10 protein-coding genes and 4 tRNA genes are annotated in these 13,754 nt (G+C 61.6%); 11 read left to right on the top strand and 3 right to left on the bottom strand.

Features of this window, described 5'->3' with window-relative positions; translation table 11 throughout:
- Positions 1-383: 383 nt before the first annotated feature.
- The 3 genes from betA to betI all read right to left on the bottom strand — a co-directional run bounded on the left by betA (position 384) and on the right by betI (position 4,419).
- On the bottom strand, positions 384-2,072 hold the full coding sequence (gene betA / locus MC381_RS14225) for a choline dehydrogenase (RefSeq protein ID WP_251978402.1): 1,689 nt from the start codon (positions 2,070-2,072) through the stop codon (positions 384-386).
- A gap of 197 nt (positions 2,073-2,269) precedes the next feature.
- Positions 2,270-3,739 carry a betaine-aldehyde dehydrogenase gene (gene betB / locus MC381_RS14220; protein ID WP_251978401.1) on the bottom strand — a complete coding sequence of 490 codons (1,470 nt, stop codon included), beginning with the start codon at positions 3,737-3,739 and terminating at the stop codon, positions 2,270-2,272.
- Positions 3,740-3,795: 56 nt separating this feature from the next.
- Positions 3,796-4,419 (bottom strand): transcriptional regulator BetI, encoded by a 624-nt coding sequence (gene betI / locus MC381_RS14215; protein ID WP_251978400.1) that lies wholly within the window; start codon positions 4,417-4,419, stop codon positions 3,796-3,798.
- 331 nt (positions 4,420-4,750) lie between these two features.
- Between betI and MC381_RS14210 the strand changes: the two genes are divergently transcribed.
- From MC381_RS14210 to MC381_RS14160, 11 genes are all read left to right on the top strand, one after another.
- Positions 4,751-5,695: a choline ABC transporter substrate-binding protein gene (locus MC381_RS14210; protein ID WP_374708177.1), complete on the top strand. Its 945-nt coding sequence runs from the start codon at positions 4,751-4,753 to the stop codon at positions 5,693-5,695.
- A 175-nt stretch (positions 5,696-5,870) separates the two neighbouring features.
- Positions 5,871-5,947: transfer RNA gene (locus MC381_RS14205), tRNA-Met, on the top strand.
- Positions 5,948-6,269: 322 nt separating this feature from the next.
- Positions 6,270-6,345: transfer RNA gene (locus tag MC381_RS14200), tRNA-Asn, on the top strand.
- Between the two features lie 31 nt (positions 6,346-6,376).
- A tRNA-Asn gene (locus MC381_RS14195) sits at positions 6,377-6,452 on the top strand.
- A 28-nt stretch (positions 6,453-6,480) separates the two neighbouring features.
- Positions 6,481-6,556, top strand: a tRNA-Asn gene (locus MC381_RS14190).
- A 407-nt stretch (positions 6,557-6,963) separates the two neighbouring features.
- Positions 6,964-9,099: a TonB-dependent receptor gene (locus tag MC381_RS14185; protein ID WP_251978399.1), complete on the top strand. Its 2,136-nt coding sequence runs from the start codon at positions 6,964-6,966 to the stop codon at positions 9,097-9,099.
- A gap of 3 nt (positions 9,100-9,102) precedes the next feature.
- Positions 9,103-10,050 carry an ABC transporter substrate-binding protein gene (locus MC381_RS14180; RefSeq protein WP_251978398.1) on the top strand — a complete coding sequence of 316 codons (948 nt, stop codon included), beginning with the start codon at positions 9,103-9,105 and terminating at the stop codon, positions 10,048-10,050.
- The gene (locus MC381_RS14175; RefSeq protein WP_251978397.1) at positions 10,047-11,045 is read left to right on the top strand and encodes a FecCD family ABC transporter permease; all 999 of its coding nucleotides are present in this window, start codon (positions 10,047-10,049) and stop codon (positions 11,043-11,045) included. The genes MC381_RS14180 and MC381_RS14175 overlap by 4 nt, the downstream gene beginning before the upstream one ends.
- Complete coding sequence (locus MC381_RS14170) at positions 11,038-12,066, top strand: FecCD family ABC transporter permease (protein WP_251978396.1); 1,029 nt, start codon at positions 11,038-11,040, stop codon at positions 12,064-12,066. Before MC381_RS14175 ends, MC381_RS14170 begins: the two co-directional genes overlap by 8 nt.
- A gap of 3 nt (positions 12,067-12,069) precedes the next feature.
- Positions 12,070-12,861 (top strand): ABC transporter ATP-binding protein, encoded by a 792-nt coding sequence (locus tag MC381_RS14165; protein WP_251978395.1) that lies wholly within the window; start codon positions 12,070-12,072, stop codon positions 12,859-12,861.
- A 71-nt stretch (positions 12,862-12,932) separates the two neighbouring features.
- Entirely contained in the window at positions 12,933-13,649 is a 717-nt protein-coding gene (locus MC381_RS14160) for an IucA/IucC family C-terminal-domain containing protein (protein ID WP_251978394.1), read from the top strand.
- Positions 13,650-13,754 lie beyond the last annotated feature (105 nt).

The raw sequence follows: 13,754 nt of genomic DNA, 5'->3' as shown, positions 1-13,754 counted from the left end.
GTAACGTGACTCAATAACGTCGCGATGTAACGCGGTCGTGACAAAATGCCGAACCGGCAGCGCCTCGCGTCTGCGGGAGGCTCGGCCACTCGGGCCGCAATACGCCGGAGTCGCGGCGTTATTGCGCTCGGCACGAGAGAGGAACGACTTGGGTCGCCACAGCGTAGACGCGATTGCAGTGTAACGGAACAGCGTTCGCGGAATGCGCAATTAGCACGCAAATGTTAGCCGGCAGGATAACAGGCGCAGGGGTTTTCGGAGGAATTGGCCACGATGCCTCGGATAGCCGCCGACCGCCGGGCGGAAAGACGACCAACTTGTGGAAGCGGGCGCGGAACATCGCCGCGAGGGGGCCGCGCCCGGTACCGGGCGCGGCAACAGGCTTACGCCGAACGCGCAGGCGCCGTGCGGGCGGAGGCGCCGTTGGCGCAAAAATAGTCGACCTCGGCGGGTGCCAATGGCTCGCGCCCGCGGACCCGGTCGGCCAGCTTTTCGGCGATCATGATCGTGGTCGCATTGAGATTCCCGGTGACGATCTGCGGCATGATCGAGGCGTCGATCACGCGCAGGGCTTCGATACCGTGCACGCGGCCTTCGCTGTCGACCACGGCGTCCTCGTCGGTGCCCATTCGACAGGTGCCGCAGGGGTGGTACGCGGTCTCGGCATGCTCGCGCACGAAAGCATCGAGTTCCGCGTCGGACTGTACCTCAGCGCCGGGGGAGATCTCGCGGCCACGATAGGCGTCCATCGCCGGCTGCTGGATGATCTCGCGCGTCAGTCGAATCGCGGCACGAAACTCCTGCCAGTCACGCTCGGTCGACATGTAGTTGAACAGGATGCTGGGCGCGCTGCGCGGATTGCGATCCTTGAGCTGCACTCGGCCACGGCTCTCCGAGCGCATCGAGCCGACATGAGCCTGAAAACCGTGCGCCTGCACGGCGCTCTTGCCGTTATAGCTGATCGCGATCGGCAGAAAGTGGTATTGCAGATTGGGCCAGGGCTCGCGGTCATCGGTGCGGATGAAGCCACCGGCCTCGAACTGGTTGCTGGCACCGATCCCTTTGCCAAGCAGCATCCACTCGGCGCCGATCTTCGGCTGGTTGTACCACTTGAGCGCCGGATAGAGTGAAATCGGCGTCTTGCACTCGTACTGGATGTACATCTCTAGGTGATCCTGCAGGTTCTGCCCGACCCCCTTGAGCGCATGCACCAGCGGGATGTCGAGGGACTCGAGCAGTGCCGGGTCGCCCACGCCTGAGCGCTGCAGGATCTGCGGCGAGGCAATGGCGCCGCCGCATAGCAGCACCTCACGCCGCGCCAGCGCTTGCCTCGGCAGTTGCTTGTGCAGGTAGTTGACGCCGACCGCCCGTTGATCTTCAAACAGAATCCGGTCGGTGGTCGCGTGGGTGACGATCGTCAGGTTGTCGCGCTGCTTGGCGATATCCAGATAGCCACGGCCCGTGGCGGCACGTCGGCCGTTGGGGGTCGTGGTCCGGTCCATCGGTCCGAACCCTTCCTGCTGGTAGCCGTTGAGATCCTCGGTGCGCGGATAGCCCGCCTCGACACCGGCGTCGATGAAGGCCTGGTAGAGCGGGTTGTTATCGGCCTTGGGCGTGGCGACGCTCAGGGGACCGTCGCCGCCGTGGTAATCGTTCGGCCCGATGTCGCGAGTCTCGGCCTTCTTGTAGTAGGGCAGGCAGTCGACATAGCGCCAGGTCTCGAGTCCGGGCTGGCTGGCCCAGTTGTCGAGATCCATGGCGTTGCCACGGATGTAGCACATGCCGTTGATCAGCGAGGAGCCGCCGAGCCCCTTGCCGCGCCCGCACTCCATGCGGCGATTGTCCATGTGCGGTTCGGGATCGGTCTCGAACGCCCAGTTGTAGCGCTTGCCCTGTAGCGGATAGGCCAGCGCCGCCGGCATTTGCGTACGGAAGTCGGCACGGTAGTCCGGGCCGCCGGCCTCCAGCAGCAGAACGCTGACATCGAGATCTTCGGTCAGGCGGGTTGCCAGTACGTTACCGGCAGACCCGGCACCGATGATGATGTAATCGAATTCGCGAGCCTGTTGCATACACGCTCCTGGTTGAGACGAAAGGAAAAGGGCAGATCAAAAGGCGGGCGGAGGGCCCGGTCGACGACATATGGAGGCCGGCATCCCGCAGGGAGAGTGAATCTCCCTGCGCTGGTGGCGTCTCGGCTGCCGGTCATTGCAGCCTGTAACCGGATCGCTGCACGACGCCGACGCGATGGCATGCGGGTCCGGTGTCGTCAGAACACCGAGGCGAACGGCCCCATTTCGATCTGCACCGATTTCGTCTGGGTGTAGTGTGCGAGCGTTTCCATCCCGTTTTCGCGGCCGATCCCGGACTGCTTGTAGCCGCCCACCGGCATTTCGGCGGGGGAGTCGCCCCAGGTATTGATCCAGCAGATACCGGCTTCGAGCTGATGGATCACGCGATGAGCGCGATTCAGGCCTTCGGTGAACAGTCCGGCGGCCAGGCCGTATTCGGTGTCGTTGGCGCGGCGCACCACCTCCTCTTCGTCATCGAAGACCAGAATCGACATCACCGGGCCGAAGATCTCTTCCCTGACGATGCGCATGTCATCCCGGCAGTCGGTATAGACGGTCGGTGCGACCCAGGCGCCTTTAGCGAAGTCGCCGTCGGTCAGGCGATGACCGCCGGCGAGCAGCCGCGCGCCGTCCTGCTTGGCGATCTCCAGGTAGCTTGTGACCTTGTCGAGATGCTCGAAGCTGACCAGCGGACCGAAGTTGGTTGCCGGGGCGAGCGGGTCGCCGGCCTGGATACGCGCGACGCGTTCGACGATCTTTGCCTCGAACGCCTCCTTGACCGAACGATGCACGAAAACGCGCGTCCCGTTGGTGCAGACCTGGCCGCTGGAGTAGAAGTTGGCCATCATCGCGCCATCGGCGGCGCGGTCGAGATCGGCGTCGTCGAACACGATCAGCGGTGACTTGCCGCCGAGTTCCATTGTGACTTCCTTCAGCGTGGAGCCGGCGGCGGCCGACATCACTTTCTTGCCGGTACCGACCTCGCCGGTGAAGCTGATCTTGGCCAGCCCCGGGTGTTCGGTCAGCATCGCGCCGACGCTGCCGTCGCCGTGGACGACATTGAACAGCCCGTCGGGTAGTCCGGCCTCGGTAAAGATTTCCGCCAGCTTCATGGCGGTCAGCGGCGTGACCTCGCTCGGCTTGAAGACGACGGCGTTGCCCGCTGCCAGTGCCGGTGCCGCTTTCCAGCAGGCGATCTGAATCGGATAGTTCCAGGCACCGATGGCGCCGATCACTCCCAGCGGCTCGCGGCGGGTATAGACGAAGGAGTCTTCGCGCAGCGGGATCTGCGTGCCCTCGACGGCGGGGGCCAGGCCCGCGAAGTATTCGAGCGCATCCGCGCCGGTCACGACGTCGACGCTGGCGGTTTCGCTGATCGGCTTGCCGGTGTTGAGCGTCTCGAGCTCGGCCAGTGCGTCATTGCGCTCGCGCAGCAGGGCGACGGCTTTCAGCAGAATGCGTGAGCGTTCCATACCGCTCAGGGCCGCCCATTCACGCTGGGCACGCCGGGCGCTTTCGACCGCCTTGTCGACATCCGCCTGCGTCGCCTGCTGTACGCTGGCCAGGCGTTCGCCGTTAGCCGGATTGATGGCATCGAAGGTCTGCTCGCCGCTTGCCGGAACGTGGCGGCCGTCGATGTAGAGTGTCTGTGTATCGCGTACTGCCATGGTGCGCTCTCCCTCGAATGGCGAATGAAATGTCAGATTCGGCAAGCCGGTGGCGATCAGGCGTAGTCGCTGGCCCGGGGCTGATGACGCTGGGTTCCGCCTTCCAGCTGCTCGCGAACGTAGTCGTAGGCGAGTTGACGAGCGCGGTCGACGTTCAACCCTTCCGGGGCCAGAGCGCCGCGCAGCCAGAGGCCATCGATCATGGCGGCCAGGCCTCGCGCGGCATCCCGCGCCTGCCGCTTGGGCAGAACGCGTCGGAATTGGCTGCTCAGGTTGGAGTAGAGCCGGCGGTCATTGACCCGCTGCAGTCGTTGTAGCGGCGCGTGATGCATGCTGCTGGCCCAGAACGCCAGCCAGGTCTTCATGACCGAGCGACTGGTCTGACTGCGGTCGAAGTTGCCATCGATGATGGCGTGCAGGTGAGCCTTTGCCGGTGCATCGCCCAGAGCACTGCGTCGTTCCTGCACCGCTTTTCCGAGATCGGCCAGGACCTGACGCATCGTGGCTTCCAGCAACCCGTCCTTGCCGTTGAAATAGTGGCTGATGATGCCCGTGGAAACTCCCGCTCGTTTGGCGATGCGCGCGATCGTGGCATCCGCCAGACCGAGTTCGTCGATCGCTTCCAGTGTCGCCTGAATCAGTTGGCGACGACGAATGGGCTGCATACCAAGTTTCGGCACGGACTTTCCTCCTAATCGAGACTGAGATCGTGAAAATCTTTACTGATGGTTTTTTTACCATTGGTTGGCGGGGAAAGGCCCGCTTTGATTGGTTCACGACCCGGTCAATGAGAGCAGTATGGATATTTTTTATTGAACGGTCAATCAATAAAAATTAGTCTATTGTGGTGTCGAATGAAACGTTCGATATTCAATAACTCAGAGTTATCGTGGGTGGTCGATCACACGAGGACCCTGGGTCGAGGCTTCCGCTCGACGCAACGTCACACGATGCATTCACAGACGAAGCCTCTAGACACAACGTACAACAGCAAGAGGGAGTTCAAGCATCATGAAACATCATTCGCTGCTATGGACACTGGCCGGCATGGGCCTGATCGTGGCGCCGCTGGCACAAGCGCAGTCGTCCGAGAGCTGCCAGCGCGTACATTTCGCGGAAGTGGGCTGGACCGATATCCAGGCTACCACCGCGCTGGTCAGCGTGGTGCTCGAGGAACTCGGCTATGAAGCGACCTCCGACACGGTATCCGTGCCGGTCGCCTATGCCGGCATGACCAACGGGGACTTCGACGTCTTTCTTGGCAACTGGATGCCGTCGATGCAGTCGATCAGCGATCCGTATATCGAGAAAGGGCAGGTCGATCGGCCGCGCGCCAACCTGGAGGGCGCCAAGTACACGCTGGCGGTGCCGCAGTACGTCATCGACGCCGGCGTCACCTCGGTGGCCGATCTCGATGCGCACGCTGACCAGTTCGGCCACAACCTGTTCGGTATCGAGGCCGGCAACGACGGCAACATGATCATCCAGCAAATGATCGATGACGATGCCTTCGGTCTGGGTGACTGGACGTTGGTCGACTCGAGCGAAGCCGGCATGCTCGCCGAGGTACGCGCACGCAGCCGAAACGACGAGTGGATGGTGTTTCTCGGCTGGGCACCGCACCCGATGAATACCAACTTCGACATCGGTTATCTGTCAGGCGCGGACGATTATTTCGGTCCCGATTTCGGCGGTGCGACGGTCTATACCAATACCCGCGCCGGCTATGTCGATGAATGCGGCAACGTGGGCCAACTGCTCGAGAATCTTGTCTTCACGCTCGACATGGAGAACGAAGTCATGGGCAGCATCATGGATGACGGCGAAGATGCCAAGGCGGCCGCGCGTGACTGGCTACAGGCACATCCCGAAACCCTCGATGCGTGGCTGGAGGGTGTCCAGACCGCTGACGGAGAGCCTGGACTGGCGGCGGTGAAGGCCGGCCTGGGCGTCTGACAATAAGGGTTGTCCGCGCTGCCCGGCGGCATGGCGCGCGCCGGCAGCGCCGCGAACAGGGCAGGGTCCGAGGTCCTGCCCTGGTGGAAGGTGAGAATGCCCTTACAGGGGTTGCCCTCCGACAAAGGCGCGGGTATAGTGCGCCTCCGTTGCCGCATGGCAATGCACGTCTTATGGCTACGTAGCTCAGCTGGTTAGAGCACATCACTCATAATGATGGGGTCCCCTGTTCGAATCAGGGCGTAGCCACCACCACCGATTCGGTGGTCCTTCTTTTGATTTTCCTGTCTATTTATTCCAACGCCTATCGCCAAGATTTGTCTGTTGGCTTTTCCGTCTTTTCCGTCTTTTCTGTCCGGATGCCTGGCGGGTGCGAGTCATCATCTCGTCGTTGACAGAGCCTCGTTGCCGGAAGCTTGGCATGGTACGCCCCGGCTGGTGTACCTTACAGCTCCGCTGATCGCAGCACTTTGATTGTTCGAAAGAATTTCTCGCGGCGATTTTGAAATTCCTGGCATGCTTGGCTTGACGCAAAAGTCTCAGCGGGTATACTACGCCGCGTGCTTAAGGATGGTCCCCGATAGCTCAGTTGGTAGAGCAAATGACTGTTAATCATTGGGTCACAGGTTCGAGTCCTGTTCGGGGAGCCAACAGCCATCACAGCACGCGGTGACAATCCGATCCCCGATAGCTCAGTTGGTAGAGCAAATGACTGTTAATCATTGGGTCACAGGTTCGAGTCCTGTTCGGGGAGCCATCACCGCCACAATTTGTCGCTGCATCGATCCCCGATAGCTCAGTTGGTAGAGCAAATGACTGTTAATCATTGGGTCACAGGTTCGAGTCCTGTTCGGGGAGCCAGCGATTACCGCCAGTAATCCGAAGTCCCGCGTTTTGCCCGATCTCTGTTTCGTCATCCATCTCGACAGCAAATTGTTGATGTGAGCCTGTTGCGCTGATCCGTTCGCGCTTCCCCCCGGTTCTCTATTGGATCGCTGAATCCTCTCCCTATCCGTTAGTTCGTTCTTATCTAATACATGTCTGTCTAGTACGTGTCTGTCTAGCCGGTGTTCGTCTCGTGCTCTTGTTCTCGAGGTGGTGTCTGCGGAACAAGGCACCGCTGATATCCTCCGGCCAAACCGCTCTTTATATGATAATAATTCACATTTGCTAGCGTTTTTGATTTTTATTTGCAAGAATCCCCGCCTGTTCGACCGGATCGATTCCGGCGTGCTGCTATTAAAAAAATGACGTTAGCGAGGCGGGGCATGCGCAAGGCAAATGAAGTGGGGGTCCTGATAGGGGTAGGTCTGGCCATGCAAGGGGGGCTGGCTCAGGCGCAGGAAAGTAGCGTCGCCGAGCCGATGGTCATCACTGCCACGAGAACGGGAGCGGAACCACAAGGGACGCCCCAGGTGGTTCGCGTCATCACGCGGGAAGAGCTCGACCAGCAGCGGCATATCACGTCTGATTCTTCCGAGATACTGAGCAACCTGTTGCCCAGCTATTCACCGTCACGACAGAAAATGAGCGGTAGCGGCGAAACTCTGCGCGGCCGGGCACCGCTGGTCATGATCGACGGTATTCCTCAATCCAACCCGCTGCGCCCGACGGGGCGTGAACTACACACCATCGACTTTTCGATGATCGACCATATCGAGGTGATCAAAGGGGCCAACGCCACCAATGGCCTTGGCGCAGCCGGTGGCGTCATCAACCTGATTACCAAACGGCCTGATCCAGGATCATTCAATCAGCATGTCGATGCCCAGATCACTACGCCGACATCCGAGCTGGACGACGAGACGCTTAGCTATCGCGCCAATTACGGCGTTAGTGGAAATCAGGGCCAGGTCGACTATCTCTTTTCGCTGAGCTACGAGGACCAGGGATTGTTCCTCGATGGCGATGACGATCCCGTGGGGGTCGACAATACCCAAGGCGATCTAATGGATTCCCGGGCGTACGACGTTTTCGGCAAGGTCACCTACTGGCTGGACGACGATCGGCGGCTGCAGTTCAGCCTCAATCACTACCGGCTGAAAGGGCAGGACCATTATGCCGATGTGCTGGGTGACCGCGCCGCAGGCGTTCCTACTCGTTCTGAGCGACGCGATCCTGAGGGGGCCGCACCCTACAATGAGGTCTGGACGACCGGGGTCACCTGGGATGACTACGATCTTGCCGGTATGCACCTCAATGTCCTCGGGTTCTACCAGGATTACGAGTCGTTGTTCGGCGCTACCAATTCAGGGACTTTTCAGGATCCCGAGATCGCACCCGACGGCGAACTCTACGATCAGACAATGGCGGAGACCCGAAAGTACGGCGTCAAGACGTCACTGACCAAGGATGGTCTATGGAATGACCGCCTCAAGCTGACCTTCGGCTTCGATGTCATGCGTGACGACACCGAGCAGTATCTGTGGCGCACCAACCGCACTTACGTGCCGAAGGTCGAATATCTCGACCTTTCACCTTACCTGCAGGTGGATTTTACGCCCGTCGAGTCGCTGACATTCTCGGCCGGGGCACGCTACGAGTATGCCAAGCTCGATATCGATGGCTACCAGACGGTGGCCGCCAACAATGGCGTCGACGTGGAGGGAGGCTCTCCCGATTTCAACGAGACGCTCTACAATGCCGGGCTGGTCTGGCGGCCGGTGACCAACTGGAGCCTGTTCGCCAATTATTCCGAAGGGTTCTCGATTCCGGATGTGGGGCGCGTACTGAGAGGCATCGATGAATCGGGCCAATCCGTCGATAACTTTGAAAATCTTCGCCCCATCGTGACCGACAATATCGAGACCGGCGTACGCTATGAAAATGGTCGTCTGAATGCCGAGCTGAGCTACTACGTATCGTCTTCCGATTTCGGTACGCGCCTGACCACCCGCGACGATGCGTTCGTCATGCAGCGTGAAGAAACCGAGATCGAGGGTATCGAGGCGTCGGCCAGCTACGACTTCACCGAACGCCACGCCGGACGCCTTGCCTACTCGCACATGCGGGGACGTTACGACAGCGACAACAACGGTACGCTGGATGCCAGGCTCAATGGCCTCAACGTCGCCCCGGACCGCCTTGTCGCGAGCTGGAGCGCGCAATGGTCGCCGAGCTGGTCGTCTTTCGTGCAGGTCAATCATGCCTTCGACAAGGGTTTCGACGACAGTGCGAACGGCTGGGAGACCGACTTCGAGGGATATACGCTGGTTGATGCGGCCGTCGGCTATCAGTTGCCGATAGGTGAACTTAGCGTGGCCGTGGCCAATCTCTTCGACAAACAGTACATCACCTATTATTCCCAAAGCGCGCTGGATAGCCCGAACGCCACGTACATGAACGAGCGATACTTCGCCGGGCGTGGGCGGACGTTGACGCTCGGCTACAGCCTGGATTTCTGAGGCGTGCAGCGACTGACTACGAGGCGCACTGCCGCCGATCCTCATGGCCTGTCACGGCGCACGATGGCGGGTTTGTTGCTGTCGCTGAGTCTGCTGCCCGCGTTGGGCTGGGCCGATACGCGGCGGCAGGTCAATTCGCCAGGGAGAGTCGTCACCCTCTTCCAGGGCGCTACCGATACGGCGGTCGCGCTCGGCGTCGTGCCAATCGGTTGTGTGGAGTCATGGCAGGACAAGCCGATCTATCCCTATCTGCGGAGCGCGCTTGCCGACGTCACGCTGGTGGGACTGGAAACGCAACCAGACCTCGAGACGATCGCCTTGCTCAAGCCGGACCTGATCGTCGCGTCGCGGTTTCGTCACCAGCGTATTCAGCCACTGCTGTCTGCGCTCGCGCCGGTGCTGATGCTCGACGATATCTATCGCTATCGACAAACCCTGGACGTCATGGCCGGCGCCTTGGGGCGCGAGGCTCACGCGGCCCGACTGCATTGGGCGCTGACTGCACGCACGAGCGCACTTCGCCTGCGTCTGCGCCGACAGTTCGGTAACCGGTGGCCGCTGACGGTGTCGCTGGTAGACGTCCGTGCCGACGAGATTCGTAGCTACCTGGCGCCGAGTTTCGGCGGTTCCGTGCTGGCGTCGCTCGGCTTCGTCTGGAATCGACAATCCCGTGAAGCGAATGGGGCCATGCTGCAACTGGGTGGCGTCGAGAGCGTGCCGGTGATCGACGCGGACGTGCTATTCGTACTGCGCCAACGCAGTCAGGTGGCACGAGATCATTATCGGCGATTGCGCACGCACCCCTTATGGCAGCAGCTGACGGCAGTGCGTCATGGAGCGGTGCGAACCGTGGACCCGGTGGCTTGGAGCCTCTCCGGTGGCATGCTCGGCGTTTTCGATATGCTCGAAGCGATCGATACCTGGCTGGACGAGGTTGCTGAGCCGAGATGACACCCTATCGATTCTGGCCGGTACTTGTCTGGTTGTTCGGACTGCTGGTCGCGTTCGGGATCAGCCTGATGGCGGGCCCTCAATGGTCTGGCCCGCTTACGGTCTGGCATGCGCTCTGGTCGTCGTCACCGGGTGACATCAATGAGTTGCTGATTCGGACCACGCGTCTGCCACGAGCGCTGACGGCAATGGCTGTCGGCGCCAGCCTGGGTGTGGCAGGGGGCATCATGCAGACTCTGACGCGCAATTCGCTGGCATCTCCAGGCTTGCTGGGCATCAACGCGGGCGGATTGTTCGTGGTGGTGTCGCTGACGACGCTAGCCGGCAGCTTGCCGGGCTGGGTCGGCAGCTTCGGCGCCATCGGTGGTGCGGCTGTCGCGGCAGCTGTCGTGTGGGGGATTGCCATGCGTCGGCGGGATGAGGCTGGTCCCCTGCGTTTGATCCTGGCCGGGGCAGCGCTAACGGCACTGTTTAATGCGTTCAGCCAGGCGCTGTTGGTGATCGATCAGCAAGGGCTCGACTCTGTGCTTTTCTGGCTTGCGGGGTCGGTAAGCGCCAGACCGCTGGCGCAGACCTGGCCATTGATGCTGCTGATCGTGGCCGCGGTACTGGGGTGCGGGCCTTGTCTGCGGCAATGGAACGTACTCGCAGCGGGCGAGGCGGTGGCGGTGGGTGCCGGTGTCGCGATCAGACGGCTGCAGGGGGTGTCGATCCTGTTGGTCGTGTCGCTGGCAGGGGCCGCGGTCGCGATGGCGGGCAATATCGCTTTCGTGGGGCTGATCGTGCCCCATCTGGCCCGTCGCCTGGCAGGCGCCGACCACCGACGCTGGTTGCCGATGGCCGGGCTGATCGGTGCGACACTGCTGATCCTGGCCGATGTGGCTGCGCGAACATTGATCGCCCCTCGGGAAGTGCCTATCGGCGTCATGACGGCGCTGATCGGCGTGCCGTTCTTCATAGGATTGATTCGGCGAGAAGGAAGTCGCGGTGGGTGAATGGCGAGCGATACGGTTGATCGGGTGGTCTCGGGCCATCGTCTGGCGCTCCTGGTGGTGGGTGATCCTCGCTTGGATGGTCGCGGCTCTCGTCCTGATGATCTGTCTCGGCTGGGGAAGCGTGCCGTTGTCGCCCGGCAAGCTGACAGCGGCGCTGATTGCCCCGACGAGTGATCTCGGCCTGATCGTGTGGCAGCTCCGGTTGCCCCGGACGCTGCTGGGAGCCTTGGTAGGAGGGGCTTTGGCACTCTCCGGCTGGCTGTTGCAGCAGATCATGCGCAATGCTCTGGCGTCGCCCGATACGCTGGGGGTGACCAGTGGCGCCAGTGCCGCGGCGGTGAGTTATTTTGCGTTCCTGGCCGCAGATTTCGGCACCGGGGGCGTGCCCCTGGCTGCTGCCTCAGGCGCCATCGTCGCGGTGGCTATCGTCTACTTGATGGCCTGGCAGCAGGGGGCGACGCCGGTGCGGCTGATATTGACCGGAATCGGGCTGTCGGTTCTGATGGCGGCTATCACCACTTTTGTTCTCGCCTCCAGTCCGCTCTCGACGACACTATCGGCCTATGTCTGGCTGACCGGTAGTGTCTATGGTGGCAACTGGTCCGATGTCTCGCGGATGGCGCTCTGCTGTTTCCTCGGCGGCATCGCCATCGTACCGCTGCTACGTTTCGCGTTGTTGGCACCGTTGGATGACGCGCTTGCCACCGGCATTGGCGTGCGTGTCCAGTTAACGAGAGCGTTGTTGACGCTGTTGGCCGCGGGGCTTGCCGGTATCGCGGTGGCGTGGGGAGGCGCCATGGCATTTGTCGGCCTCGTGGCACCGCACCTGGCGCGGCGTCTGATTCGCGATCCGGGGGCTGCTCAGCCGGTCATGGCGGTTCTGGTTGGCGCCATCATGGTCATGATGGCAGACCTGGCCGGTCGAACCCTGTTCTCGCCGCTGGATCTGCCGGCGGGTATCTTCGTGGCGGCGGTGGGTGCGCCTTTCTTTCTGACTCTTCTTATCCGACAGGCGAGCTAGCGCATGGCGAGAATTTCCGCTGATCGACTGACGCTGGGATATCAGCGCCAGATCATCCTCCGCGAGCTGTCGCTCTCGTTGCCTGAGGGAAAAATGTCAGTACTGGTGGGCAGCAATGGGTGTGGCAAGAGCACGCTCCTGAAAGCGATGGCTCGGCTGTTGGCACCTTGGCAGGGACGTGTCCTCCTGGATGGCAAGGACATCGACCGGCAACCCACCCGGCACGTGGCCAGGACGCTGTCGTTGCTACCGCAGCACCCGGTGGCGCCGGAGGGGATCAGCGTGCGGGGGCTCGTTCGCCTGGGCCGGCATCCGCATCAAAGTTGGCTTTCCCAGTGGTCCGAGAGAGACGAGGCGGTGGTCGAGCACGCGCTAGCGCTTACCGACCTGACCGACATGGCCGAGCGCCGTGTCGAAACGCTGTCCGGGGGGCAACGCCAACGCGCGTGGATCGCCATGGCCGTGGCGCAGGATACGCCGTTGATGCTGCTCGACGAGCCCACGTCGTTTCTCGATATGGCGCATCAGATGGAGGTACTGGACCTGCTCAAGCGACTCAACGTGGAGTCCGGCAGGACCATCATCATGGTTCTGCATGACCTCAACCTGGCCTGTCGCTACGCGGACCACATCGTGGCCGTTCGAAACGGCAGCCTGCATGCGCAGGGGACGCCACACGAGGTGATTACCCGCGAGCAGGTCAAGGCTGTCTTTCAGCTCGAGTGTCGAGTGATCGAGGACCCCTTTTTTCAGGTGCCGCTCTGTATCCCCTTTGGCCGGGAGGCGCCGGAATAATGCCGGGCACGCGAACCGTCTCGACTGGCTTTCCGGCGACACACTGGCGCTACCTGAGCCAGAATCTGAGATTGAAGTCCGCCGAGGCTGCTGATCCCGCGGCTCTGACGGTGGCCGAGTTCCTGAAGGCTTCGCGCTGTCGCGAACTGCTGGACGAGCTCGGTCCGACCATTGGCGCCAGCGACCGTCGCACCACCGCTTCGCTGCTGTCGAAGCGGCTGGCTTTTTTGCTGACCGGTGCTCCGCTGTACGCGCTGTCGGTCTGTGACCGAAGGCTTGATGTCTCGCCGGTGAACTGCCTGATCGAATTCACTCACGACGGCGAATCGTGGCGTTCGTCGCTGCCGCTTCATTCCTTGGCCGGCACGCCTATGTCGCCATCGGTGCGTAGAGAGGCGCGACGCGAGTCGATCCGCCAGCTGTTTGCCGAGTTGATCTCGCCGCTCTGGGGCGTTCTGCAGTCGGAAGGCGGTGTCGCCCCCAGAATTCTGTGGGAAAACCTCGCCGTGCGCGTCTACTCGCTCTACGAGCGACGCCTGTCAGCGCTTGACGATCCAGGGGTGATACGCCAATGCGATGAAGACTTCCGTTGGCTGCTTGCGGCCGAGCCCGACCTGTTTGGTCTCGATTTCAATCCGTTGGGGCGTTTTCTGTTCGATCGGACGGCCCTGCCAGACGGTAGCAGCATCCGTTATCGGCGGACGTGTTGTCTTTACTACAAGACGAAATATCCCGGACGATATTGCGAGACATGCCCTCTATTGAAACATCGCGGACCACGGGAGTGAGCGCGGTCAGGTCGTGAGGTGTTTGTCCGTGTCCGATTGCGTGAGGCATCGGCCGAGTCCAGGTTTTCCACTACCCCGGTTGCCATGGCGCCAAGGATGCCGCCG

The organism is Salinicola avicenniae (assembly GCF_023736115.1).
In the GTDB taxonomy this organism is placed as follows: domain Bacteria; phylum Pseudomonadota; class Gammaproteobacteria; order Pseudomonadales; family Halomonadaceae; genus Salinicola; species Salinicola avicenniae.
The sequence above is the reverse complement of the archived record's forward strand: the minus strand, read 5'-3'. Positions and strand labels throughout refer to the sequence as shown.